This window comes from Enterobacter sp. UPMP2060 (assembly GCF_053709655.1).
Genome location: NZ_JBSKJQ010000006.1, coordinates 1 through 25,073 on the forward strand (window position 1 = coordinate 1; position 25,073 = coordinate 25,073).

Annotated in this window: 26 protein-coding genes and 1 other annotated feature; of the genes, 12 read left to right on the forward strand and 14 right to left on the reverse strand. The window is 54.2% G+C overall.

Annotation, left to right across the window (positions count from 1 at the left end):
* Positions 1-479: 479 nt before the first annotated feature.
* The 3 genes from clpB to rluD form a co-directional block, all read right to left on the reverse strand.
* Positions 480-3,053 (reverse strand): ATP-dependent chaperone ClpB, encoded by a 2,574-nt coding sequence (gene clpB / locus ACWKXN_RS13590; protein ID WP_454543910.1) that lies wholly within the window; start codon positions 3,051-3,053, stop codon positions 480-482.
* Between the two features lie 129 nt (positions 3,054-3,182).
* Complete coding sequence (yfiH, locus tag ACWKXN_RS13595; protein ID WP_039263469.1) at positions 3,183-3,914, reverse strand: purine nucleoside phosphorylase YfiH; 732 nt, start codon at positions 3,912-3,914, stop codon at positions 3,183-3,185.
* The gene (gene rluD, locus ACWKXN_RS13600; RefSeq protein ID WP_023308866.1) at positions 3,911-4,891 is read right to left on the reverse strand and encodes a 23S rRNA pseudouridine(1911/1915/1917) synthase RluD; all 981 of its coding nucleotides are present in this window, start codon (positions 4,889-4,891) and stop codon (positions 3,911-3,913) included. The genes yfiH and rluD overlap by 4 nt, the downstream gene beginning before the upstream one ends.
* A 131-nt stretch (positions 4,892-5,022) precedes the next feature.
* Between rluD and bamD the strand changes: the two genes are divergently transcribed.
* The 4 genes from bamD (at position 5,023) to pheA (ending at position 7,797) form a co-directional block, all read left to right on the forward strand.
* Entirely contained in the window at positions 5,023-5,760 is a 738-nt protein-coding gene (bamD, locus tag ACWKXN_RS13605) for an outer membrane protein assembly factor BamD (RefSeq protein WP_023308867.1), read from the forward strand.
* Between the two features lie 268 nt (positions 5,761-6,028).
* Positions 6,029-6,370 (forward strand): ribosome-associated translation inhibitor RaiA, encoded by a 342-nt coding sequence (raiA, locus tag ACWKXN_RS13610; protein WP_003863162.1) that lies wholly within the window; start codon positions 6,029-6,031, stop codon positions 6,368-6,370.
* Positions 6,371-6,480: 110 nt separating this feature from the next.
* Positions 6,481-6,606: a sequence feature (Phe leader region), on the forward strand.
* Entirely contained in the window at positions 6,482-6,529 is a 48-nt protein-coding gene (gene pheL, locus ACWKXN_RS13615; protein WP_100249759.1) for a pheA operon leader peptide PheL, read from the forward strand. (Overlaps the previous feature by 48 nt.)
* A gap of 30 nt (positions 6,607-6,636) precedes the next feature.
* The gene (gene pheA, locus ACWKXN_RS13620; protein WP_048979764.1) at positions 6,637-7,797 is read left to right on the forward strand and encodes a bifunctional chorismate mutase/prephenate dehydratase; all 1,161 of its coding nucleotides are present in this window, start codon (positions 6,637-6,639) and stop codon (positions 7,795-7,797) included.
* On the opposite strand, the gene ACWKXN_RS13625 is transcribed toward pheA, so the two are convergent.
* From ACWKXN_RS13625 to aroF, 3 genes are read right to left on the reverse strand one after another with little or no spacing between them, the layout of a single operon-like run.
* Positions 7,794-8,666 (reverse strand): SMP-30/gluconolactonase/LRE family protein, encoded by an 873-nt coding sequence (locus ACWKXN_RS13625; protein WP_454543911.1) that lies wholly within the window; start codon positions 8,664-8,666, stop codon positions 7,794-7,796. The genes pheA and ACWKXN_RS13625 overlap by 4 nt on opposite strands.
* Positions 8,667-8,726: 60 nt before the next feature.
* Complete coding sequence (gene tyrA / locus ACWKXN_RS13630; RefSeq protein WP_211438852.1) at positions 8,727-9,848, reverse strand: bifunctional chorismate mutase/prephenate dehydrogenase; 1,122 nt, start codon at positions 9,846-9,848, stop codon at positions 8,727-8,729.
* A 10-nt stretch (positions 9,849-9,858) separates the two neighbouring features.
* The gene (gene aroF, locus ACWKXN_RS13635) at positions 9,859-10,929 is read right to left on the reverse strand and encodes a 3-deoxy-7-phosphoheptulonate synthase AroF (RefSeq protein ID WP_033146251.1); all 1,071 of its coding nucleotides are present in this window, start codon (positions 10,927-10,929) and stop codon (positions 9,859-9,861) included.
* Positions 10,930-11,143: 214 nt separating this feature from the next.
* Between aroF and ACWKXN_RS13640 the strand changes: the two genes are divergently transcribed.
* The 4 genes from ACWKXN_RS13640 (at position 11,144) to ACWKXN_RS13655 (ending at position 13,918) form a co-directional block, all read left to right on the forward strand.
* The gene (locus tag ACWKXN_RS13640; protein WP_454543912.1) at positions 11,144-11,518 is read left to right on the forward strand and encodes a DUF2799 domain-containing protein; all 375 of its coding nucleotides are present in this window, start codon (positions 11,144-11,146) and stop codon (positions 11,516-11,518) included.
* 152 nt (positions 11,519-11,670) lie between these two features.
* Complete coding sequence (locus tag ACWKXN_RS13645) at positions 11,671-12,207, forward strand: YfiR family protein (protein ID WP_033146572.1); 537 nt, start codon at positions 11,671-11,673, stop codon at positions 12,205-12,207.
* Positions 12,200-13,420 carry a diguanylate cyclase DgcN gene (gene dgcN, locus ACWKXN_RS13650; protein WP_029741024.1) on the forward strand — a complete coding sequence of 407 codons (1,221 nt, stop codon included), beginning with the start codon at positions 12,200-12,202 and terminating at the stop codon, positions 13,418-13,420. Before ACWKXN_RS13645 ends, dgcN begins: the two co-directional genes overlap by 8 nt.
* Before the next feature lie 12 nt (positions 13,421-13,432).
* Positions 13,433-13,918: an OmpA family protein gene (locus ACWKXN_RS13655; protein ID WP_029741023.1), complete on the forward strand. Its 486-nt coding sequence runs from the start codon at positions 13,433-13,435 to the stop codon at positions 13,916-13,918.
* A gap of 2 nt (positions 13,919-13,920) precedes the next feature.
* On the opposite strand, the gene ACWKXN_RS13660 is transcribed toward ACWKXN_RS13655, so the two are convergent.
* The 7 genes from ACWKXN_RS13660 to ffh form a co-directional block, all read right to left on the reverse strand.
* Positions 13,921-15,291: a PepSY-associated TM helix domain-containing protein gene (locus tag ACWKXN_RS13660; RefSeq protein ID WP_096151141.1), complete on the reverse strand. Its 1,371-nt coding sequence runs from the start codon at positions 15,289-15,291 to the stop codon at positions 13,921-13,923.
* Positions 15,292-15,329: 38 nt separating this feature from the next.
* Positions 15,330-15,734: a DUF2946 domain-containing protein gene (locus ACWKXN_RS13665; RefSeq protein ID WP_048979772.1), complete on the reverse strand. Its 405-nt coding sequence runs from the start codon at positions 15,732-15,734 to the stop codon at positions 15,330-15,332.
* Between the two features lie 132 nt (positions 15,735-15,866).
* Positions 15,867-16,214 carry a 50S ribosomal protein L19 gene (gene rplS, locus ACWKXN_RS13670; RefSeq protein ID WP_002914145.1) on the reverse strand — a complete coding sequence of 116 codons (348 nt, stop codon included), beginning with the start codon at positions 16,212-16,214 and terminating at the stop codon, positions 15,867-15,869.
* A gap of 43 nt (positions 16,215-16,257) precedes the next feature.
* Positions 16,258-17,025, reverse strand: a complete 768-nt coding sequence (gene trmD / locus ACWKXN_RS13675) for a tRNA (guanosine(37)-N1)-methyltransferase TrmD (protein ID WP_014832949.1) — start codon at positions 17,023-17,025, stop codon at positions 16,258-16,260.
* A gap of 31 nt (positions 17,026-17,056) precedes the next feature.
* On the reverse strand, positions 17,057-17,596 hold the full coding sequence (gene rimM / locus ACWKXN_RS13680) for a ribosome maturation factor RimM (RefSeq protein ID WP_029741020.1): 540 nt from the start codon (positions 17,594-17,596) through the stop codon (positions 17,057-17,059).
* A 15-nt stretch (positions 17,597-17,611) separates the two neighbouring features.
* Entirely contained in the window at positions 17,612-17,860 is a 249-nt protein-coding gene (gene rpsP / locus ACWKXN_RS13685) for a 30S ribosomal protein S16 (RefSeq protein ID WP_003863133.1), read from the reverse strand.
* A gap of 116 nt (positions 17,861-17,976) precedes the next feature.
* Positions 17,977-19,338, reverse strand: a complete 1,362-nt coding sequence (gene ffh / locus ACWKXN_RS13690) for a signal recognition particle protein (protein ID WP_014884878.1) — start codon at positions 19,336-19,338, stop codon at positions 17,977-17,979.
* A 166-nt stretch (positions 19,339-19,504) separates the two neighbouring features.
* On the opposite strand from ffh, the gene ACWKXN_RS13695 reads away from it, so the two are divergent.
* Positions 19,505-20,296, forward strand: coding sequence for a cytochrome C assembly family protein (locus ACWKXN_RS13695; protein ID WP_014884879.1), 792 nt, complete (start codon positions 19,505-19,507; stop codon positions 20,294-20,296).
* An 18-nt stretch (positions 20,297-20,314) separates the two neighbouring features.
* A complete protein-coding gene (locus tag ACWKXN_RS13700; protein WP_025759264.1) occupies positions 20,315-21,601 on the forward strand; it encodes an HlyC/CorC family transporter in 1,287 nt (428 codons plus the stop codon).
* 51 nt (positions 21,602-21,652) lie between these two features.
* Here ACWKXN_RS13700 and grpE read toward each other — a convergent pair whose 3' ends face one another.
* Positions 21,653-22,246, reverse strand: coding sequence for a nucleotide exchange factor GrpE (grpE, locus tag ACWKXN_RS13705; protein WP_023333122.1), 594 nt, complete (start codon positions 22,244-22,246; stop codon positions 21,653-21,655).
* Positions 22,247-22,368: 122 nt separating this feature from the next.
* Here grpE and nadK point away from each other — a divergent pair, with 122 nt between their 5' ends.
* Positions 22,369-23,247: an NAD(+) kinase gene (gene nadK, locus ACWKXN_RS13710; RefSeq protein ID WP_008502500.1), complete on the forward strand. Its 879-nt coding sequence runs from the start codon at positions 22,369-22,371 to the stop codon at positions 23,245-23,247.
* Between the two features lie 85 nt (positions 23,248-23,332).
* Positions 23,333-24,994, forward strand: a complete 1,662-nt coding sequence (gene recN, locus ACWKXN_RS13715; protein ID WP_412730062.1) for a DNA repair protein RecN — start codon at positions 23,333-23,335, stop codon at positions 24,992-24,994.
* Positions 24,995-25,073 lie beyond the last annotated feature (79 nt).

The window sequence follows — 25,073 nt, forward strand, 5'->3', positions numbered from 1 at the left end:
TTAGGCCTGCCGCCAGCGTTCAATCTGAGCCATGATCAAACTCTTCAATTTAAGTTTGATGCTCGTGAATTAAACTTCGTAATGAATTACGTATGTTCACTCAGAGACTTGGTATTCATTTTTCGTCTTGCGACGTTAAGAATCCATGTCACTTTGAGTGCCCACACAGATTGTCTGATAAATTGTTAAAGAGCAGTGCCGCTTCGCTTTTCTCAGCGGCGCGGGGTGTGCATATTACGCTTTCCCGCTTCAGAGTCAAGTGATTAATTTCGCTATTCTCTGCTGACCCGGCGGCGTGTGTGCCGTTGTTCCGTGTCAGTGGAGGCGCATTATAGGGAGTAATTCCGAAGCTGCAAGGATAAAGTGACATTTATTTACTGACCGCTCACTTTCCAGGCAAATCTTACTCCAGACCTCAATTTTCGCCTGGTTTTTAAACAAAAACGAGCCGCAAGCGGCTCGTTTTTGCGTTTTGTGACTTACTGCACTGCCACAATACGATCGTCGTTGGCTTCCAGACGAATAACTTTGCCCGGAATCAACTCTCCGGAGAGGATCTGCTGCGCCAGCGGGTTTTCGATCTGCTGCTGGATAGCACGTTTCAATGGACGCGCACCGTACACTGGATCGTAACCATTCTCGCTCAGCAGCTTCAGGGCCTCGTCGGAGATGTGAATTTCATATCCACGCTCTTCCAGACGTTTGTACAGACGCTGCAGCTGGATCTGCGCAATCGACGCAATGTGTTTCTCACCCAGAGGATGGAATACTACCACTTCATCAATACGGTTGATGAACTCCGGACGGAAGTTATGGCTCACGACACCGAGCACCAGATCCTTCATATGGCTATAGTCCAGTTCACCGAAACGTTCCTGAATCAAATCGGAACCCAGGTTCGAGGTCATGATGACAACCGTATTACGGAAGTCGACCGTTCTCCCCTGTCCGTCGGTCAGACGGCCATCATCCAGCACCTGAAGCAGGATGTTGAACACATCAGGATGCGCTTTTTCCACCTCATCCAGCAGGATGACGGAATAAGGGCGACGGCGAACGGCTTCCGTCAGATATCCCCCTTCTTCATAACCAACGTATCCCGGAGGCGCGCCGACCAGACGTGAGACGGAGTGTTTCTCCATAAACTCGGACATGTCGATACGTACCATCGCATCGTCGCTGTCGAACATAAAGTTAGCCAGCGCTTTACACAGCTCGGTTTTACCGACGCCCGTCGGCCCCAGGAACAGGAACGAACCAATCGGACGGTTTGGATCGGACAGCCCTGCACGACTACGACGAATAGCGTTCGAAACCGCTTCAACCGCTTCGTTCTGGCCAATCACCCGATTGTGTAGATCTTGCTCCATGCGCAGCAGTTTTTCACGCTCGCCTTCCAGCATGCGCGCCACCGGAATACCGGTCCAGCGAGCAAGCACTTCTGCGATTTCTGCATCCGTCACCTTATTACGTAACAGACGCATCGTTTTCCCTTCTGACTGCGTCGCTATCTCAAGCTGTTTTTCCAGCTCAGGAATTTTGCCGTACTGCAGTTCAGACATCCGCGCCAGATCGCCGACACGGCGAGCCTGCTCAATGGCAATTTTGGCCTGTTCGAGTTCAGCTTTAATGGTCTGAGTGCCGGAAAGGGATGCTTTCTCGGCTTTCCACTCTTCTTCCAGCTCAGAATACTGGCGCTCTTTATCGTCCAGTTCTTCATTGAGCATATCCAGGCGTTTCTTACTGGCTTCATCAGACTCTTTCTTCAGCGCCTGCTGTTCCAGCTTGAGCTGAATGATGCGTCGGTCGAGCCTGTCCAGTTCTTCCGGTTTCGAGTCAATCTGCATACGAATGCTCGAAGCCGCTTCATCAATAAGGTCGATCGCTTTATCCGGTAGCTGACGGTCAGCAATATAACGATGCGAAAGCGTCGCTGCCGCAACGATAGCCGGGTCAGTGATCTGCACGTGGTGGTGCAGTTCATAGCGCTCCTTCAAACCACGCAGGATCGCGATGGTATCTTCAACGCTTGGCTCAGCAACAAACACTTTCTGGAAACGACGTTCCAGAGCAGCATCTTTCTCAATGTACTGACGGTACTCGTCGAGCGTGGTGGCACCGACGCAGTGAAGTTCACCGCGCGCCAGCGCAGGTTTCAGCATGTTCCCGGCATCCATCGCGCCGTCCGCTTTACCCGCACCGACCATAGTGTGCAGTTCGTCGATAAACAGGATAACGTTCCCTTCCTGCTTCGCCAGGTCGTTAAGCACGCCTTTCAGACGCTCCTCAAACTCACCGCGGTATTTCGCACCGGCCACCAGCGCGCCCATATCCAGCGCCAGTACGCGGCGGCCTTTCAGGCCTTCCGGCACTTCGCCGTTGACGATACGCTGCGCCAGCCCTTCAACGATGGCGGTTTTACCGACACCAGGTTCACCAATCAGCACCGGGTTGTTCTTGGTACGACGCTGCAGTACCTGAATCGTACGGCGGATTTCTTCGTCACGGCCGATAACCGGATCAAGTTTGCCCTGTTCAGCACGCTCGGTCAGATCGACCGTAAATTTATTCAAAGCCTGACGTTGGTCTTCGGCTCCCTGATCGTTCACGCTTTCACCTCCGCGCATTTTCTCAATCGCCTGAGTCACATTGGCGGTGGTCGCACCGGCAGATTTCAGCAGGTCGGTCAAGGTACCGCGTGATTCAAGCGCCGCCAGAACAAACAGCTCTGACGAAATAAAGTTGTCCCCACGTTTTTGCGCCAGCTTGTCGCAAAGGTTAAGCACGCGCACCAAATCCTGAGACGGCTGAACGTCGCCGCCGGTACCTTCTACCTGCGGTAAACGGCTCAGCGCCTGATCGATAGCGGTGCGTAACTGGCCAGCATTAATGCCAGCGGACGTTAATAAAGGACGTACCGATCCCCCTTCCTGATTCAGCAAGGCGCTCATTAAATGAAGAGGTTCGATAAACTGGTTGTCGTGCCCCAGTGCGAGGGACTGGGCATCGGCGAGAGCAAGCTGGAATTTATTAGTAAGACGATCCAGACGCATAACTCCTCCCATAACAGGTCAAATTTGCTACTGGAGATTAAATGAGGTCATCCCTCAATTATTCAAGGTTAATGACCTGAATTATGTGAAAAGAAAACGGCACGTACCGGATCGTCTTGATTCTTTAGGTTATATCAGCCAAATGAAACTTGCCATACGCCCCGTGGTCTTGTCGCGACGATAGGAGAAAAAATCACCCTTTTCGGTGAATGTGCAGCGATCGCCGCCGAAGATCTGCATCACGCCAACGTTATTCAGACGCTGACGGGCGAGCTGGTAAATATCGGCCAGATATTTATCCCCCGAAGGCAGGAAGGCTTCAACCGCTTGCGGATCTTTTTCCATAAAGGCTTCGCGAACCTCTGGCCCCACTTCGAAAGCGCGAGGACCAATGGCCGGGCCAAGCCAGGCCATAATATTGGCTGGCTCATCGCTAAAGCAGGCGACAGTTTCTTCGAGCACGCCTTCACACAGACCACGCCAGCCCGCGTGTGCTGCAGCCACCTCGGTACCTGCACGGTTACAGAACAGAACCGGCAGACAATCGGCGGTCATCACGGCACAAACGGTTCCCGGAGTATTACTGTAAGAGGCATCAGCGCGTTTAGAAGCATAGGGTTCTCCCGTCAACTTCAGCACTGCGTTACCATGAACCTGTTCCAGCCAGACCGGTTTCGACGGCAAGTTCCCCGCAGCAAACAGACGTCGGCGGTTCTCTTCAACATGTTCCAGGTTGTCGCCACAGTGCGCACCGAGGTTCAAAGACTCCCACGCGCCCTGGCTAACACCGCCAATACGGGTTGAACTGCAGGCGGCCACGCCTGCAGGCAATGGCCACTCCGGGACAATCAGTTTGGTCATAACCAGTCCACTTGATCCTTATGTTCTTCGAAATCAGCACGCATGGCGTCAATAAGGTCCACCATATCCTGCGGGATAGGCGCATGCCATTCCATCTGAATACCGGTGATAGGGTGGTAAAGACGCAGCATAGTCGCGTGCAGCGCCTGGCGATCGAATTTACGCAATACGCTGATGAACTCATCCGATGCGCCTTTAGGTGGACGCGGACGACCACCGTATACCTGATCCCCGACCAGCGGATGGGTAATGTGGGCCATATGCACGCGGATCTGGTGAGTACGTCCGGTTTCCAGACGCAGACGCAGGCGCGTATGAATACGGAAGTGCTCCATAATGCGATAGTGCGTCACCGCCGGTTTACCCATCGGATGCACCGACATATGGGTACGTTTGGTTGGGTGACGGCTGATTGGCTCTTCCACCGTTCCGCCAGAGGTCATATGCCCAATGGCTACCGCTTCATACTCGCGGGTGATTTCGCGCAGCTGCAGCGATTCCACCAGACGGGTTTGAGCAGGAACGGTCTTCGCTACCACCATCAAACCGGTGGTGTCTTTATCCAGACGGTGCACGATGCCCGCGCGCGGGACATCCGCGATCGGCGGATAATAATGGAGAAGTGCGTTAAGTACCGTACCGTCAGGGTTCCCCGCGCCCGGATGAACAACCAGGTCGCGCGGCTTGTTGATCACCAGAATGTCATCATCTTCATAGACGATGTCCAGTGGGATATCCTGCGGCTCGAAGCGGATTTCCTCTTCGATTTCAGCATTGATGGCGACAGCTTCCCCACCTAACACTTTCTCTTTTGGTTTGTCCCAGATCTTGCCGTTTACCAGCACGCGCTGGTCAAGGATCCATTCTTTTATGCGTGAACGCGAATAATCAGGGAACAATTCGGCCAAAGCCTGATCTAAGCGTTGACCGAGCTGATTTTCGGAGACTGTTGCGGTGAGTTCTACTCGTTGTGCCATAAACTGCTTCTTCGTTTAACGTTGGGTTTTACGGCTTTGCCGTTTAATATAGTGTGCTATTGTAGCTGGTCTTAATCGGGAGCAGGAACAGAGTTTCTCCCGGACAAACATTTGAGGAAAGTCAAAACGTCATGACGCGCATGAAATATCTGGTGGCAGCGGCCACGTTGAGCCTGGCTTTGGTGGGCTGCTCCGGTTCAAATGAACAGGTCCCTGACAATCCGCCGAATGAAATCTATGCGACTGCACAACAAAAGTTGCAGGACGGTAACTGGAAACAGGCGATAACGCAACTGGAAGCGTTGGATAATCGCTATCCATTTGGTCCATATTCGCAGCAGGTACAGTTAGATCTCATCTACGCATACTATAAAAATGCCGACCTGCCGCTGGCTCAGGCAACTATCGATCGTTTCATGCGTCTGAACCCGACTCATCCTAACATCGACTATGTGATGTACATGCGCGGCCTCACCAACATGGCGCTGGACGACAGTGCGCTGCAGGGCTTCTTCGGCGTGGATCGTTCTGACCGTGACCCGCAGCATGCGCGTGATGCCTTCAATGACTTCTCCAAGCTGGTGCGCGGCTATCCGAACAGTCAGTACGTGACCGACGCGACCAAACGTCTGGTGTTCCTGAAAGATCGTCTGGCGAAATATGAATACTCCGTAGCGGAATACTATACCCGTCGTGGCGCATGGGTTGCCGTGGTTAACCGCGTAGAAGGTATGCTGCGTGATTATCCGGATACTCAGGCAACGCGCGACGGCCTGAAGCTGATGGAAAATGCTTACCGTCAGATGCAGATGACCGCTCAGGCTGAAAAAGTGGCGAAAATCATCGCCGCGAACAGCAGCAACACCTGATATTGCCTCAATGCAAAACGGCAGCCCGAAGGCTGCCGTTTTTTTATTCATTTTAGCGCGTCGCTGAAGCGCTTAAGCCTCAACACATCCAGTCAACTATGGCCCCAATTTTTGCCTTCGACAAGGTAAATCTCACCTCTTCCTGCCCTGCCTCACAAAAAAGATTCCCTGACAAAAACCGACAAAATAACGTGATCTAAATCACACATTTTGACATTAGGTCGGGTATGCTGGAATCACCAAGACGGAAAGACAAGAGGTAAAATTTATGACAATGAACATTACCAGTAAACAAATGGAAATTACTCCGGCAATCCGCCAGCACGTCGCAGACCGTCTCGCCAAACTGGATAAATGGCAAACTCATTTGATTAATCCACATATCATCCTGTCCAAGGAGCCGCAGGGTTTCATCGCTGACGCAACTATCAATACTCCAAACGGCCATCTGGTCGCCAGCGCAAAACATGAGGATATGTACACAGCAATTAACGATTTGATCAACAAGCTGGAACGGCAGCTCAATAAAGTGCAACACAAAGGTGAAGCCCGTCGCGCCGCAACATCGGTGAAAGACGCCAGCTTCGCGGAAGAAGTTGAAGAAGAGTAATCCTTTAAATTGAGTGTACCGCCAACGCGCCTTCGGGCGCGTTTTTTGTTTTTTATTGACAGGGTGAAAACAGTACGGGTACTTTAACGGTATCAATCACAGGATGACTTTATGAAACTTACGCCGTTCTTCTTCGCATTCTTTTTTACCTTCCCCTGAACGGGAGGCGTTTCGTCGTGTGATAAAGAATGCGAAGACGAACAACAAGGCCTCCCACACCGGGGGGCCTTTTTTATTGATAACGATAAAATGAGACAGGCAACACTATGACACCGGAAAACCCGTTACTGGATCTGCGAGTAAAAATCAGCGCGCTGGATGAGAAACTGCTGGCGCTGCTGGCCGAACGCCGCGCGCTTGCCGTTGAAGTGGGCAAAGCCAAGCTGGACTCCCATCGCCCGGTCCGTGATATCGACCGCGAGCGCGATCTGCTGGAACGTCTCATTCAGCTCGGCAAAGCGCATCACCTCGATGCCCACTACATTACCCGGTTGTTCCAGCTCATCATCGAAGACTCCGTTCTCACTCAGCAAGCGCTGCTCCAGCAGCATCTGAACAAAACCAATCCACACTCTGCGCGTATCGCCTTCCTCGGTCCGAAGGGATCTTATTCTCACCTGGCCGCACGTCAGTATGCCGCACGCCATTTCGAAGAATTTATTGAGAGCGGCTGCGCGAAGTTTGCCGACATTTTTAATCAGGTTGAGACCGGCCAGGCGGATTACGCCGTCGTACCTATTGAAAACACCAGCTCCGGCGCCATCAACGACGTTTACGATTTGCTGCAACACACCAGCCTGTCGCTGGTTGGCGAGCTGACGATCCCTATCGATCACTGCGTGCTGGTCTCTGGCTCAACCGACCTGAGCAAGATCGAAACGGTTTACAGTCATCCACAGCCGTTCCAGCAGTGCAGCCAGTTCCTGAACCGCTATCCGAGCTGGAAAATTGAGTACACCGAAAGCACCTCGGCGGCGATGGAAAAAGTGGCGCAGGCTAACACCCCAACCGTCGCCGCGCTCGGCAGCGAAGCAGGCGGGGCGCTGTATGGTTTACAGGTGCTGGAACGCAATCTGGCGAACCAGACGCAAAATATCACCCGCTTCGTGGTGCTGGCCCGCAAGGCAATCAATGTGTCAGACCAGGTGCCAGCGAAAACCACGCTGCTGATGGCGACCGGCCAACAGGCCGGGGCGCTGGTTGAAGCCCTGCTGGTGCTGCGTAACCACAACCTGATCATGACCAGGCTGGAATCACGCCCAATCCACGGTAACCCGTGGGAAGAGATGTTCTACCTCGATATCCAGGCCAACCTGGAGTCTGCTTCCATGCAGAAGGCCCTGCGCGAACTGGGCGAGATCACGCGTTCCATGAAAGTGCTGGGCTGCTATCCGAGCGAAAACGTGGTCCCGGTTGACCCGGCTTAACGTTCGATAAAGCGGCTTTTCTTCATCCCTGCCACGTTCACCGGCAGGGTGAAGATAGCGCCGGAGAACGGATACTTCGCCACCTCGTCTGCGTCCATATTTTCCCGCGTGGTGGTAATAAACAGCGTTTTCATGTCATCGCCGCCAAAGCAGACCATCGTCGGGCAACGCACCGGCATGCGATACTCTTCCAGCTGCTCCCCTTGCGGAGAAAAACGCGCAATACGCCAGCCGTCAAACAGCGCGCTCCAGTAGCAGCCTTCCACATCCATGGCAGCGCCGTCCGGTATCCCTTCGCCCTCTTTAAACTGACGAAACACCTCGCGCCTGTCGGGTTCGCCCTTCTCATCAAGCGGCGTACGGTAAATTACGCCGTTTGGCGTGTCTGAGGTAAACATCCACTGCTTATCCGGGCTAAACGCTAAGCCGTTGTGGCCGTGAATATCACACTGGATCACTTTCGGCGTCAGGTCGTTGTCGATGCGCATCAGCAGGGCACCGTTGTAATCTCCCGGCCCCCAAAACGTGCCCGCGTAGAATCGTCCCAGAGAATCGGTGCCGCCGTCGTTAAAGCGTGCGAGCTGTGGGTTAGAGGGGTTATCGCACACCTTGCGGCGCAGCAGGCCGTGTTTATCGGTCAGCCAGATACCCGTTCGCATCGCAACGATAAAACCACCCTGCTCGCGCAGCGCGAAACAGCCCACCTCCTCATGGAAAGAGAGTACGGTGTGTTCTGCCGTCGGCAGATGGTAGCGGTGGATCTCCCCTTCCAGAATATCGGCCCAGTAGAGCGCGCGCTCTTCTGCGCTCCACGTCGGGCACTCAGGCAGATGCCCGGTGTAATTCAACAGCAGCTGCGGTTCGGCCATGACAGTTCCCCAAAATAAAAAAAGCCAGCATTGCTGGCTTTCAGTATATACATCATCGCATTACTGGCGACTGTCATTTGCCTGGCGCAACAGCGTCCGGCTCTCACTCTGGAAACGCTGCGCGTAATCGCCAAACCAGTGCTCAACCTTGCGGAAACTGTCGATAAACGCCTGCTTGTCTCCGTGCTCCAGCAGCGTAATGGCTTCGCCAAAGCGCTGATAGTAGCGCTTGATGAGCGCCAGATTGTTCTCGGAGGACATAATAATGTCCGCGTAAAGCTGCGGATCCTGAGCAAACAGACGCCCGACCATCGCCAGCTCCAGACGATAGATAGGTGAAGAGAGCGCCAGCAGCTGTTCAAGCTGCACGTTCTCTTCCGCCAGATGCAGACCGTAGGCAAACGTCGCAAAGTGGCGCAGCGCCTGAATGAACGCCATGTTCTGATCGTGCTCGACCGCGCTGATGCGGTGCAGTCGCGCGCCCCATACCTGAATCTGTTCCAGGAACCACTGATAGGCTTCCGGCTGACGACCGTCGCAGTAAACCACCACCTGCTTAGCCAGGCTGCCGCTGTCCGGGCCAAACATCGGGTGCAGACCCAGTACCGGGCCCGTATGCGCAGCCAGCATCGCCTGTAGCGGACCATTTTTGACGGAGGCCAGATCCACCAGGATGCAATCTTTCGGTAAAGCAGGAAGCTTTCCGATGGTCTGCTCCGTCACGTGGATCGGCACGCTGACGATAACCATCCCGGCATCTTTCATGAGTTCCGGAGCATGCGCCCAGTCCTCTTTTTCCAGAATGCGCACCTGATAGCCAGAAAGCGTCAGCATTTTTTCAAACAGACGCCCCATCTGTCCTGCCCCGCCGACAATCACCACCGGCCGCAGGGACGGACAGAGGGTTTTGAAGCCCTTGTCGTTTTCGCTGGAATAGGATTCCCGCATCACGCGACGCAGAACATCTTCAATTAAATCCGGCGAAACGCCCAGCGCCTGGGCCTCTTTGCGACGAGAGGCCAGCATTGAGGCTTCACGCTCCGGGACGTAAATCGGCAGGCCGTATTTGCTTTTCACCTCACCGACTTCGGCAACCAGCGCCATGCGGCGCGCCAGCAGGTCCAGCAGCGCCTTATCCACTTCATCAATTTGATCGCGCAGTGCGGTCAATTCAGCAACCATAACTAACCTCTTAAGCCAGACGCGTCGCCAGCTGGCCTTTCAAATCTTTGTGGATCTCACGCAGCAGCGCATCGGTAGTTTCCCAGCTGATGCAGGCATCCGTCACGGAGACGCCGTGCTTCATTGCACTGCGTGGTTGTTCAGATGATTGATTGCCTTCATGAATATTGCTCTCAATCATCAGACCGATAATCGAACGGTTGCCATCTTTGATCTGTGCGACCACGGATTCCGCAACCGCAGGCTGGCGACGGTAATCTTTATTTGAATTACCATGACTGCAATCTACCATCAGTGCCGGGCGCAGTCCCGCCTGCTCCATCTCTTTTTCACACTGCGCCACGTCCGCCGGGCTGTAGTTAGGTGCTTTCCCGCCGCGCAGGATCACATGGCCGTCCGGGTTACCCTGCGTTTGCAGGAGGCAGACCTGACCCGCCTGGTTGATACCGACGAAACGGTGCGGCATCGCAGCAGCGCGCATGGCGTTGATCGCCGTCGCCAGGCTGCCATCGGTACCGTTTTTAAAGCCAACCGGCATTGACAGGCCAGACGCCATCTCGCGGTGGGTTTGCGATTCCGTGGTACGCGCGCCAATCGCCGACCAGCTGAACAGATCGCCCAGGTACTGCGGGCTGTTCGGGTCCAGCGCTTCGGTTGCCAGCGGCAGCCCCATGCTGACCAGCTCCACCAGCAGGCGACGCGCAATCTTCAGGCCTGCTTCCACATCAAACGAGCCATCCATGTGCGGATCGTTAATCAACCCTTTCCAGCCGACGGTCGTACGTGGCTTCTCAAAATAGACGCGCATCACCAGATAGAGGCTATCGCTGACCTCCTCCGCTAACGCTTTAAATCGACGAGCATATTCAATGGCGGTTTCAGGATCGTGAATGGAGCAAGGACCGCATACCACCAGCAGGCGCGGATCGCGGCCGGCGATAATGTCAGAAATGGTCTGGCGAGAGTGCTCGATCTGAGCCTCCTGCGCGACGCTCAGCGGAAATTCCGCTTTCAGTTGATCCGGAGTGATTAACACCTGTTCGTCAGTGATATGTACGTTGTTCAGCGCGTCTTTTTGCATGATGGCGATCCTGTAAAGCTCGTTTGCGATAGTTGTTTTCCTCAATGAGGTGAAACCACGATACCATAAAAAGTAAACATTTCAATCCAAAATACGTACACATTACTTTACAGATGCCAATTTATTGCAAAAATCAGCCGATAAAAACGTAAACTTTAAATTACAGACAGGTTTTCTTTAGCCAGGCTATGCTGAAGAAAAAAGGAGAATGGCTATGCGTTCAATTGCTCTCGCGCTGTTGTCGATGTTTTTAACGGGCTGTCAGATCAATCCTTACACCTTCCAGCCCGACTGGACCAGCCCATCCTGGTTTGATGCAGGTAAAGAAGACGCCATGAATGGCCTGCCGGTTAAAGATAACCAGACCCTGGCCGATAGCTTTAACGACACACACGTTGATCGTAGTGAATATCTTCGCGGCTATGCTGATGGTCAGAAGAAAGTCTGCGAAGAAGGGTTTATTCACGCCTGGGGATTAGCAGGCAAATCTTTCCCTGCCAGTTGCGATACAGCCGAAAACGCGGCAAAACTGCGTGCGTCATGGCAGCAAGGGATGGATGAAAGTATGCGCTCCAGCAGACTGAATTAATCTATTTTTATCCACCGGAAAATAAACAACTGTAGGATTTAGCTTAGGTCGGCCTCATGCTATTTCTGACATAATGACGGCCCTGATAAACAATGGTATTCTGCCCGCAACTCTTAAGGACATCTATTTCCAGAGCGATGTGGCGGATTCTGGTGAGAAATTTATTCTTGATCTCTTTTTTCCGACTCACTCTGGTGATAATGCTGTTCCTTATGGTGGGCCCTGCGGCGGCAGGCACGCTTACGGAAACGGATAAATCGGTACGCTCGATTGTCTCAGGCATCGTGAGCTATACACGATGGCCGTCACTTTCCGGTCAGCCTAAACTCTGCGTCTACGCCACTTCGCACTATACGCACGCCCTCAGCGGCGATGAGGGGCATAGCGAGTTACCTTATACTCCCGTTATTGTACGTAACGATCAGGAAGCCCTGGCCGCGACGTGCGATGCGATCTATTTCGGGTCTGAATCACCGGCAAAACAACTTGAATTAATAAGTCAATATCAGGGCAGAGCGTTGCTATTAATCTCAGAGCAAAATCCGGAATGTGTAATTGGCAGTGCCTTTTGCCTGATAATCGATCGCGGCCAGGTACGGTTCGCCGTCAATCTGGATGCATTGACGCGCAGTGGCGTAAGAGTCAATCCGGATGTATTAATGCTTGCACGGAATAAGCAGCATGGATAAAGATTTCACTTCAACGCCACGTCCGACGTTTAAAAGAACGTTGAGGCGAAACAGCATGATAAGCGTCATCATCACGATGACGTTAATATGGCTGCTGCTCTGTTTTGCTTCCGTCGTGACGTTAAAACAATACGCGCAAAAGAATCTCGAATTAACCGGCGCAACAATGAGCCACAGCCTGGAAGCCTCGCTGGTGTTCAACGACTCGCTGGCGGCCAACGAAACGCTGGCTGCGCTGGGCAAACAGGGGCAGTTTGCCGTGGCCGAGGTTATTAACGCGCATAAAAAGCGGTTTGCCTACTGGTCCTGGAACCCGGAGGACAACAACGACACGCTGGGCGCACTGGTCAGCCGCTGGCTTTTCCCCGTACCGGTTGCGCAGCCCATCATGCATAACGGCGCAACGATCGGCGAAATTCGCCTGACCGCGCGTGACAGCCTGATCGGCCATTTCATCTGGATGTCGTTTGCCGTTCTGACCGGCTGTATTCTCTTTGCAACCGTCGTCGCGCTCACCATTACCCAGTCTTTACACCATGGTATGGTCACGGCCCTGCAAAACATCACTGACGTGGTGCATGACGTTCGTACTAACCGCAACTTCTCCCGCCGGGTGAAAGACGGCCGTATTGAAGAGTTTCACCAGTTTGGTGAGGACTTCAACAGCCTTCTGGATGAGATGGAGGAGTGGCAACTGAAGCTTCAGGCGAAAAATGCCCAGCTGCTGCGTACCGCCATGCACGACCCGCTCACCGGTCTTGCCAACCGCGCTGCGTTTCGTAACAGCATTGCAGCCTTAATGAACGACCCTTCAGCCAAAACAAACTCGGCCCTGCTCTTCCTCGACGGTGATAATTTCAAGTTTATTAACGACACCTGGGGGCACGCGGCAGGTGACTGCGTGCTGATAGAAGTCGCCAGCAGGATGATGGAGTTTGGCGACAAACGTCACCAGGCATACCGCCTTGGCGGTGACGAATTCGCCATGGTGCTGTACGGCGTACACTCTGAGCTCGAGGTTCAACACATTTGTGCTGCGCTATCGCAGCAGTTTATCCGTCCGTTTGATCTTCATAACGGACAAAAAGCATCGATGTCACTCAGCATTGGCTTTGCTCTGGCGTGGGAAAATGCTTCCGTGGAAGCATTACTGGAGAGGGCTGACCGCAACATGTATCAGGTGAAAAACCAGCGTACGAAAACAACAAGTTAGAAAGGATACACTATGTTAAAACGTTACTTCGCGCCGATAGTTCTGGCCTCACTGGTTCTGGCAGGCTGTCAGTCGCCCCCGGAAGGCAAATTCACTCCTGAGCAAATTTCGGCGATGAAGTCTTACGGTTTTAACGAACTGAACGGTGACTGGTCGCTTGGCATGTCGGACACCATCCTGTTTGATAAAAATGACGCCAGACTGCGCCCGGAAAGTGAAACGCAGATCCAGTCCATGGCCTCTCGCCTGGCGGAAACCGGCCTGAACCACGCGCGAATGGACGGTCACACGGATAACTACGGTGAAGAAAGCTACAACGAAGCGCTGTCGTTAAAACGCGCCAATGCCGTGGCCGATGCCTGGGCGAAGGGGGCAAATATCCCGCGCAGCAATCTCACCACGCGGGGGTTAGGTCAAAAATACCCGGTTGCGAGCAACAGCACTCCGCAAGGGCGCGCTGAAAACCGCCGCGTCGCAGTGGTGATCAGCACGCCATAGAGTTATTTAGCGGATGATTCGGCGAGCGTCACCCTGGTTGCCGCTCGCCAGCGCAGCCAGTCCACCACAACAAACAGCGTCAGACTCACGCCCATGACCGGCAAGGCGAGTCCTAGCAGTATGCTGATTACCACCGTAACGCCTCTTCCCCATCCTGACAGCGCCAGCCAGCTCTGGCAAAGCGTCTGCACCGGATCCACGGCCGACCGTGCAGGACGACGCATCCACCACATCCGGTAACCCCAGACGATGAGCACGCACAGGGCGAGGCCGAACGCCACCAGCAGCAGCTGATTCACCAGCCCGAATAAGATCCCCATATGGAAATCCACGCCCCAGCGGGTCAGTTTTGCCATTAACGGGAAATCCTCGAATCGGGTTCTGTCCACGACCTGCATCGTAGAAGGATCAACCGCAACGGCGTCCACCTGGGTCGGCCAGCTACGATCGATTTCCGTCACGGTCCAGGCGCGATCCGCCGTTTTTGCCGGGCGGATCTCCAGCCTGTTGGCATCAATTCCCGCGTTACGGGCCGCGCTTAATACTCCGTCAAACTGCGTCAGATCCATCGCCATTTCCGGCATCATCATTCCGCCGTGATGGCCTCGGTGTTCGGCGTGCTCATCCACGATCTTCTGTTGACCGGAAAGCATCGTGTTCACCTGCGGGGTAAGCCAGTTCATCTCTGCCCGCAGCTTATCAACGTTCCCGCCAGCCCACTGGGACCAGGTCAGGCCGGTTGCTGAGAACAACAGCATTCCGCCCAGCAGACTCCAGCCCAGCGTCACGTGCATCCGACGACGATTCTGGAAGCGATTATTGATTCGCCGTTTGGGCCGGGTATAAAACCACAGGGCAGCACCGCCCAGCGCGGCAACCCACATCCAGGAGGCTGCAAGCTCGCTGTAGAGCCGCCCCACGTCGCCCAGCATCAAAGAGGTATGCAGATAATCAATGGTCTGACGCAGCGGTAAAATCCCGCTGGTGCCGTATACCGTCATATCTCCCAGCACCGCCAGGCTTACTGGATCAATAAAGATAGCCCGGTTCTCCGATGGGCCAAGCGTCGGATCGGCAAACATCACGCGGGTGGTTTCGCCTTCAGCCAGCCCCGGACGCACGGCGTGCAAATGCAAATCTGAGCCAACGGTTTTTTCCGCCACGGCGATTTGCTCCGCCAGCGGCTGCAACTCGCCTACGGAATTCGTGTGGAGCGCGTGCCGGTAGAGCGCATTCTCCAGCTGCGGGGTCGCCACATACAGCGTACCGGTCAGCGCGGCAAAGAAGATAAACGGACCAACAAAAAGCCCGACATAGAAATGGAGGCGACGCAGCAGGTTTCCCCATGCCGCGCGCGGAGTGCAGGTAGTCATACTTTTCCTTTTTAAGGCAAAAAGTTATCGATTTAGTTTTAAAGGGAAAAAGCAGACTGCCGCGGCGGCGCGCGGGTATCAGGGTAAAGCCAGGGGAAAAAGTGCCAGTGGCTAACCGCCTGGCGCGGCGGCTTAATGCGAAGCCTCTGTAATACCGCGCTGAGCAGGACGATCAGCGCCAGCATCACGCCAGGGACATGCGCTAACAGCACGCAGTAGCCGCACGCTTCCGCATGGTCGACAGGCATCGTATGCGGCATATCGCCCTGATGCTCGTCCATCGACATCATGCTCATGTCATGATGCATGCCCGGCATCGCGCTCATGGGATCTTTCTGCAAGGAGACGGAGATAAGCGGCGCTACCACGATCAGCAGGATCGCAAACAGCGCGGTCAATGCCGCTGCGCGCTTCCGGTCAGGCTGATGCAGTACGTTATCCACGTCCCCTCCATTCAAGAGGCAAGCATTGTAAATGATTTATGACAAAAGGGTTAACGTGAGAAATGCGCAGGGATAAAAAAAGGGCCAGCCTTTCGGCCAGCCCTTTCTAACAGGATGTCGCTTAAGCGAATCTTAGTTCAGACGCTCTTTAATACGAGCAGACTTACCAGTACGCTCACGCAGGTAGTACAGTTTAGCTTTACGTACAGCACCACGACGTTTAACAGCAATGCTGTCAACTACCGGAGAGTGAGTCTGGAAGACACGCTCAACGCCTTCGCCGTTGGAAATTTTACGAACAGTGAATGCAGAGTGCAGACCGCGGTTACGAATAGCGATAACCACGCCCTCGAATGCCTGCAGACGTTTTTTGGAACCTTCAACAACCCATACTTTCACTTCCACGGTGTCACCTGGACGGAAGGAAGGTACGTCCTGCTTCATCTGCTCTTGTTCAAGTTGCTTAATAATGTTGCTCATAATTTAATCTCTTATCCTGGGTAAACTGATATTCGGGAGCGTATTACGCATTCCCATCATGTTCATGCTGCTGGTGCGCGTGTTCAGTTTTGAACTCGGCCAGCAACTTTGCTTGCTCTTCAGTCAGAGCCAGGTTTTCCAGAAGTTCAGGTCTTCTAAGCCAGGTTCGGCCCAGCGACTGCTTCAAACGCCAGCGACGTATCTCGGCATGGTTTCCAGACAGTAACACTGCCGGTACTTCCATCCCTTCTAACACTTCAGGACGAGTATAGTGTGGACAGTCCAGCAACCCATCGGCAAAGGAATCTTCCGTTGCCGAAGCTTCATGGCCCAGAACTCCCGGAATGAACCGGGCGACGGAGTCAATCAGCGTCATTGCGGGTAACTCACCACCGCTGAGAACGTAATCGCCGATAGACCATTCTTCGTCAATCTCGGTTTGAATTACGCGCTCATCTATTCCTTCGTAGCGCCCACAGACCAGAATCAGCTTTTGATTCGTCGCCAGTTCGCTCACGCCCGCTTGATCAAGCTTGCGTCCCTGAGGTGACAGATAAATCACCTTTGCGCCTTCACCTGCCGCGGCTTTTGCTGTGTGAATGGCGTCCCGTAAGGGTTGCACCATCATTAGCATCCCCGGTCCGCCGCCGTAAGGACGATCGTCCACGGTACGGTGCCGGTCATGAGTAAAGTCACGAGGACTCCAGCTCTGGATGCTCAGCAGGCCATTCTTTACTGCCCGGCCAGTTACCCCGTAATCGGTAATCGCGCGGAACATTTCAGGAAACAGGCTAATTATGCCAATCCACATAGCGCCGTCTTTTACCGTTTATCCGGAGAATTTAAAAACCAGGATCCCAATCTACTTCAATGGTTTGAGTAGTGAGATCGACTTTCTTGATAACCTGTCCATCGAGGAACGGAACCAACCGCTCCTTGATGCCAAATGCATCTTTCAGGTTTGCCTTAATGACGAGAACGTCATTTGACCCGGTTTCCATCATATCGATGACTTTCCCCAGGCTGTAGCCTTCGGTAGTGACTACCTGGCAACCCATAAGGTCTTTCCAGTAGTAGTCGCCCTCTTCCAGCTGTGGCAACTGCGACGAATCCACGACAATTTCACAATTAGTCAGCGCATTCGCGGCATCACGATCGTCAACGCCTTTCAGCTTGATGATGATGTCCTGATTGTGGTGACGCCAGCTTTCCAGCTCGACCTCTTCCCACTTACCGCCTTTCTGGATAAACCAGGGCTGGTAATCAAAAATGCTATCAGCGTCTTCAGTGGAGGAAAACACTCTGAGCCAACCACGGATACCGTAGCAAGAACCCATTTTTCCCAATACGATCGGTTCAACAGGTGCTTTATTGCTCATCATGACCACCGTGACAGATTAAGCTGCTTTGTTTGCTGCTTTGATCAGCGTAGCAACGCGATCGGAAACAGTAGCGCCCTGGCCAACCCAGTGAGCGATACGATCCAGATCCAGACGAGTTTCTTCTTCTGCGCCAGCGGCCAGTGGGTTGAAGAAACCAACGCGCTCGATGAAGCGACCGTTGCGTGCATTACGGCTGTCAGTCACAACAACCTGGTAGAACGGACGCTTTTTAGCGCCGTGACGAGCTAAACGAATAGTTACCATAACATCCTCTTGTGTGAATAAAACAACCGGGCCCCATCGAGGAACGGAGCCCGGGTGTCATATTAAAAGCCCGAAAATTTTACTCATTTTCGGGCAAAAAGCAATCTCAAAAGCGATTAACGCCCTGGAAAACCGGGTGGCATCATGCCTTTCATGCCGCGCATCATCTTCGCCATGCCGCCTTTCTTCATTTTCTTCATCATGCGCTGCATGTCGTCGAACTGTTTAAGAAGACGGTTAACGTCCTGCACCTGCATGCCGCAACCGGCTGCGATACGGCGTTTACGGGAACCTTTGATGATATCCGGGTTAGCGCGCTCTTTGAGGGTCATCGAGTTGATGATCGCCTCCATACGCACCAGCACCTTGTCATCCATCTGCGCTTTCACGTTGTCAGGGATCTGGCCCATGCCCGGCAGTTTGCCCATCAGGCTGGCCATGCCGCCCATGTTTTTCATCTGACGCAGCTGCTCAAGGAAGTCGGTAAGATCGAAACCGTCGCCTTTTTTCAGCTTGCTGGCCAGCTTCTCGGCCTGCGCGCGGTCAACCTTGCTCTCGATATCTTCGATCAGCGACAGCACGTCGCCCATGCCGAGGATACGGGAGGCAATACGATCCGGGTGGAACGGCTCGAGCGCTTCAGTTTTCTCGCCCACGCCGAGGAATTTAATCGGCTTACCGGTGATGTGACGAATCGAGAGCGCCGCACCGCCGCGGGCGTCACCGTCTACTTTGGTCAGCACTACGCCAGTTAACGGCAGCGCTTCGTTAAACGCTTTCGCGGTATTCGCCGCATCCTGACCGGTCATGGCGTCGACAACGAACAGGGTCTCTACCGGGTTGATAGAGGCATGTACCTGCTTGATCTCGTCCATCATCGCTTCGTCAACGTGCAGACGACCGGCGGTATCCACCAGCAGCACGTCGTAGAATTTCAGCTTCGCTTCTTTCAGCGCCGCGTTAACGATGTCGACAGGCTTCTGCGCCACGTCGGACGGGAAGAAATCTACGCCGACCTGCTCGGCCAGGGTTTCCAGCTGTTTGATCGCCGCCGGGCGATAGACGTCCGCAGAGACCACCAGCACTTTCTTCTTGTGCTTTTCACGCAGGAATTTACCCAGCTTACCGACGCTGGTCGTTTTACCCGCACCCTGCAGGCCCGCCATCAGCACCACGGCCGGCGGCTGAGCCGCCAGGTTAAGCACCTGGTTCTCTTCGCCCATCGCCGAAACCAGTTCATTACGAACGATTTTGACGAATTCCTGGCCCGGGGTCAGGCTCTTGTTAACTTCATGACCAACCGCCTTCTCTTTAACGCGGTTGATAAAATCACGAACAACCGGCAACGCGACGTCTGCTTCCAGCAGCGCCATGCGCACTTCGCGCAGCGTTTCCTTGATGTTCTCTTCAGTAAGGCGTCCGCGGCCGCTGATGTTGCGCAGCGTGCGCGACAAACGATCGGTTAAATTATCAAACATTGTCTCTCGCCTGAGTAGAAACGTTGGGCCGCCATGGGCGACACATACACAGAATTTTGCCGGAGTATAACATGAAGGCGCCTTTGTTGTTATGCAACGGTTGGAGCAGGCGTCACGTAACGTTATACTGCTTCTCTTTCTTATTAAGACAACTGTCGATGCCTATATGCCTGTTTTCGCACTGATCGCCCTTGTTGCCTACTCAGTCAGCCTCGCGCTGATCGTTCCCGGACTGCTGCAAAAAAACAGCGGCTGGCGGCGCATGGCTATTCTTTCCGCGGTGATCGCACTGATCAGCCACGCGTTTGCGCTGGAATCACGCATCATTCCCGGCGACGGCAGCGTGCAAAACCTGAGCGTCCTTAACGTCGGCTCGCTGGTCAGCCTGATGATCTGCACGGTAATGACCATCGTCGCGTCTAAAAATCGCGGCTGGCTGCTGCTGCCGATTGTCTATACCTTCGCGCTGATCAATCTGGCCCTCGCCACCTTTATGCCTAATGAATTCATTACGCATCTGGAGGCGACGCCGGGGATGTTGGTGCATATCGGCCTGTCGCTCTTTGCCTACGCGACGCTGATCATTGCCGCGCTTTACGCCATGCAGCTCGCCTGGATTGACTATCAGCTGAAAAACAAAAAGCTGGCGTTTAACCATGAGATGCCGCCGCTGATGGTCATTGAGCGTAAGATGTTCCACATCACCCAGGTGGGCGTTGTGCTGCTGACGCTGACGCTCTGCACGGGCCTGTTTTACATGAAGAACCTGTTCAGCGTGGAGAACATCGATAAAGCGGTGCTCTCCATCATCGCGTGGTTTGTCTATATTGTCCTGTTATGGGGCCATTATCATGAAGGCTGGCGCGGTCGTCGCGTGGTCTGGTTCAACGTCGCGGGTGCGGGCATTCTCACCCTTGCCTATTTTGGCAGCCGCTTCATACAGCAATTTGCTGGCTAAGAAACAAAGGAGTTCCCCCTGGAACACATCTCTACCACCACGCTGATCGTTATCCTGATCGTCATGGTGGTCATCTCCGCCTATTTCTCCGGCTCGGAAACCGGCATGATGACCTTAAACCGCTACCGGTTACGTCATCGTGCTAAACAGGGTAACCGTGCCGCTCGTCGCGTTGAAAAACTGCTTCGCAAGCCGGATCGCCTGATAAGCCTGGTGCTCATCGGCAACAACCTTGTCAACATTCTGGCCTCCGCCCTCGGCACCATCGTTGGGATGCGCCTGTACGGCAACGCCGGGGTGGCGATTGCCACCGGCGTGCTGACGTTTGTGGTACTGGTGTTTGCCGAAGTGCTGCCGAAAACCATTGCCGCGCTTTACCCGGAGAAAGTCGCCTACCCGAGCAGCTTCCTGCTGGCACCGCTGCAGATCCTGATGATGCCCCTGGTCTGGCTGCTGAACATGGTAACGCGCGTACTGATGCGGATGGTGGGAATCAAAGCCGATGTCACCATCAGCAGCGCGCTCAGCAAAGAGGAGCTGCGCACCATCGTGAATGAATCCCGCTCGCAGATCTCCCGGCGCAATCAGGACATGCTCCTGTCAGTGCTGGATCTGGAAAAGGTGAGCGTCAACGACATTATGGTGCCGCGTAACGAAATCGTCGGTATCGACATCAATGACGACTGGAAAGCCATCGTCCGCCAGCTGACGCACTCCCCGCACGGGCGCATTGTGCTCTATCGCGATTCGCTGGATGACGCCATCAGCATGCTGCGCGTGCGCGAAGCCTACCGTCTGATGACCGAGAAAAAAGAGTTCACCAAAGAGGTGATGCTGCGCGCCGCCGACGAGATTTACTACGTGCCGGAAGGAACGCCGCTCAGCACGCAGCTGGTGAAATTCCAGCGCAACAAGAAAAAAGTCGGCCTGGTGGTCAATGAGTACGGCGACATTCAGGGGCTGGTGACGGTCGAAGATATTCTGGAAGAGATTGTCGGGGACTTTACTACGTCAATGTCACCTTCCCTCGCGGAAGAGGTCACCCCGCAAAACGACGGCTCGGTGCTGATTGACGGTAGCGCGAACATTCGCGAACTCAACAAAGCCTTTAACTGGCATTTGCCGGAAGATGAGGCTCGCACGATTAACGGGATGATTCTGGAAGCGCTGGAAGAGATCCCGGCGGCGGGCACGCGGGTGCGCATTGAGCAGTACGATATTGATATCCTGGACGTGCAGGACAATATGATTAAGCAGGTGAAAGTCCTGCCCGTAAAACCCCTGCGCGAAAGTATCGCTGAGTAAGGCTGTAGGCCGGGTAAGGCGAAACCGCCACCCGGCACTACGAATGGCAAATTACGCTTTCGCTTTCGCCACGGTCACCATCGCAGCGCGAATGGTACGGCCGTTCAGGGTGTAACCTTTCTGCATCACGCCCAGCACTTTACCGGCTTCCACCTCTTCTGACTCCACCATTGCAATCGCCTGGTGGACGTTTGGATCCAGCGGTACGTTGGTATCGGCAATCACTTCCACGCCAAACTTACGCACCACGTCGAGCATGGATTTCAGCGTCAGTTCAATACCTTCGATCATCGCCGCGTTGTCCGGATTCGCTTTGTCAGCCACTTCCAGCGCGCGATCGAGGCTATCGATTACCGGCAGCAGTTCGTTGACGAATTTCTCCAGCGCAAATTTATGCGCCTTCTCAACGTCCTGCTCGGTACGACGACGCAGGTTTTCCATTTCCGCCTTGATGCGCAGAACACCATCGCGTTCGCGATTCTGTGCTTCTACCAGCTGGGCTTCCAGATTCGCAATTTTTTCATCGCGCGGGTCCACCTGCTCAGCAGATGCGTCTGGCTCTACAGCCTCAACTTCATCGTGCTGTTCCGTGATAATTTCTTCAGGGGCTTGCCCCTCAGGCGTTTTCTGTTCTTTACTACTCATGAATTTCTCCGCGTTTTTCTGCATTCATCTCGCTAACTTCGCTTATTATGGGGATCAGTTTCCGGGATTCAAGGGAACAAGACAGATTGTCATCATTCATCAGGCACAAGGACCTCCAGAAAATGAATAATCATTTCAGGTGTATTGGGATCGTCGGGCATCCGCGTCACCCTACCGCACTAACGACACATGAAATGTTGTATCGCTGGTTGTGTAGCAAAGGCTATGAAGTGATGGTCGAGCAGCAGATTGCGCAGGAGCTTCAGCTGAAGAGCGTCAAAACCGGCACGCTGGCGGAAATTGGCCAACAGGCCGATCTCGCCGTGGTGGTGGGCGGCGACGGCAATATGCTCGGCGCGGCCCGCACGCTGGCGCGTTATGACATTAAGGTCATCGGCATCAACCGTGGCAATCTCGGCTTTTTAACCGACCTCGACCCGGACAATGCGCAGCAGCAGCTGGCTGACGTGCTGGAAGGGCACTATATCAGCGAAAAACGCTTTTTACTGGAAGCACAGGTGTGCCAGCAGGACTGTCAGAAGCGCATCAGCACCGCAATTAACGAGGTGGTTCTTCACCCCGGAAAAGTGGCGCACATGATTGAATTCGAAGTTTACATCGACGAAATCTTTGCCTTCTCCCAGCGTTCCGACGGGCTGATTATCTCCACTCCGACCGGCTCAACCGCCTACTCGCTTTCTGCCGGCGGCCCGATCCTGACGCCTTCGCTGGATGCCATCACCCTGGTACCGATGTTCCCGCACACGCTCTCCGCCCGCCCGCTGGTCATCAACGGCGACAGCACGATACGTCTGCGCTTCTCGCACCGCCGTAACGACCTGGAGATCAGCTGCGACAGCCAGATAGCGCTGCCGATCCAGGAAGGTGAAGATGTTCTCATTCGTCGATGTGATTACCACCTTAATCTGATTCATCCGAAAGATTACAGCTATTTCAACACATTAAGCTCGAAGCTTGGCTGGTCAAAAAAATTGTTCTGATTTTGCATCCAGTACTTTACTGTATAAAAAACCAGTTTATACTGTATGAAAACACAGTTATGGTTTTTCATACAGGAAAACAATTATGCTGGCACAACTGACCATCAGCAACTTTGCCATTGTTCGTGAGCTTGAGATCGATTTCCACAGCGGCATGACGGCGATCACCGGGGAAACCGGTGCAGGTAAATCCATTGCCATTGATGCCCTCGGCTTGTGCCTTGGTGGCCGCGCAGAGGGCGACATGGTGCGCATGGGCGCAAACCGTGCCGACCTGTGCGCCCGTTTCTCCCTGAAAGACACCCCTGCCGCCCAGCGCTGGCTGGAACAGAACCAGCTTGAAGATGGACGTGAGTGTTTACTTCGCCGCGTGATCAGCAGCGACGGTCGTTCACGTGGCTTTATCAACGGCACGGCGGTCCCGCTCTCCCAGCTTCGCGAACTCGGCCAGCTGCTTATCCAGATCCACGGTCAGCACGCGCACCAGCAACTCGTCAAACCTGAACAGCAGAAAGCGCTGCTCGATGGCTATGCGGGTGAGTACGCGCTTACTCAGCTTATGGCGGAGCACTATCGCCAGTGGCATCAGAGCTGCCGTGAACTTGCCCAGCACCAGCAGCAAAGCCAGGAGCGCGCAGCACGTGCGGAGCTGCTGGCGTACCAGCTTAAAGAGCTCAACGAATTCAACCCGCAGCCGGGTGAGTTTGAGCAAATCGACGAAGAGTACAAACGTCTGGCGAACAGCGGCCACCTGCTCTCAACCAGCCAGAATGCGCTCAACCTGCTGGCGGACGGCGAAGACGTGAACCTGCAAAGCCAGCTGTATAACGTCCGCCAGCTCATTACCGAACTGGTTGGCATGGACAGCAAGCTTTCTGGCGTCCTGGATATGCTGGAAGAAGCGGCCATTCAGATCTCCGAAGCCAGTGACGAACTGCGCCACTACTGTGAACGTCTGGATCTCGACCCGAACCGTCTGTTTGAGCTGGAGCAGCGTATCTCCCGTCAGATTTCACTGGCGCGCAAGCACCACGTCACGCCGGAAGAGCTGCCAGGATTCTATCAGTCTCTGCTGGAAGAACAGCAGCAGCTTGACGATCAGGCTGACTCGCAGGAAACCCTCTCTCTCGCGGTGAACCTGCATCATGAACAGGCGCTGGCGACAGCGCAAAAGCTGCATGAAATCCGTCAGCATTACGCCCAGGAGCTAAGCCAGCACATCACCGACAGCATGCACACGCTGGCGATGCCGCACGGTATCTTCACCATTGATGTCCGCTTTGAAGAGAACCACCTGACGGCAGAAGGTGCGGACCGCATCGAGTTCCGCGTCACCACCAACCCGGGGCAGCCGCTGCAGGCTATCTCCAAAGTGGCCTCCGGCGGTGAACTTTCGCGTATTGCGCTGGCGATTCAGGTGATTACCGCGCGTAAAATGGAAACCCCGGCGCTGATTTTCGATGAAGTGGATGTCGGCATCAGCGGCCCAACGGCGGCGGTGGTGGGCAAACTGCTGCGCCAGCTAGGCGAATCAACGCAGGTGATGTGTGTCACCCACCTGCCGCAGGTCGCGGGCTGTGGTCATCATCACTTTATCGTCAGTAAAGAAACCGACGGTGAAATGACCGAAACGCATATGACGCCGCTGGATAAACGTGCGCGTCTGCAGGAGCTTGCTCGCCTGCTCGGCGGCAGCGAAGTCACGCGTAACACGCTCGCGAACGCGAAAGAACTGCTGGCGGCATAAACTTTTTCGGGATCTCAGGGTCATACAGAACAACAAAAACGCCGCCAGACCGGTTTCAAAGTGGGGCAAGGTCTATTAT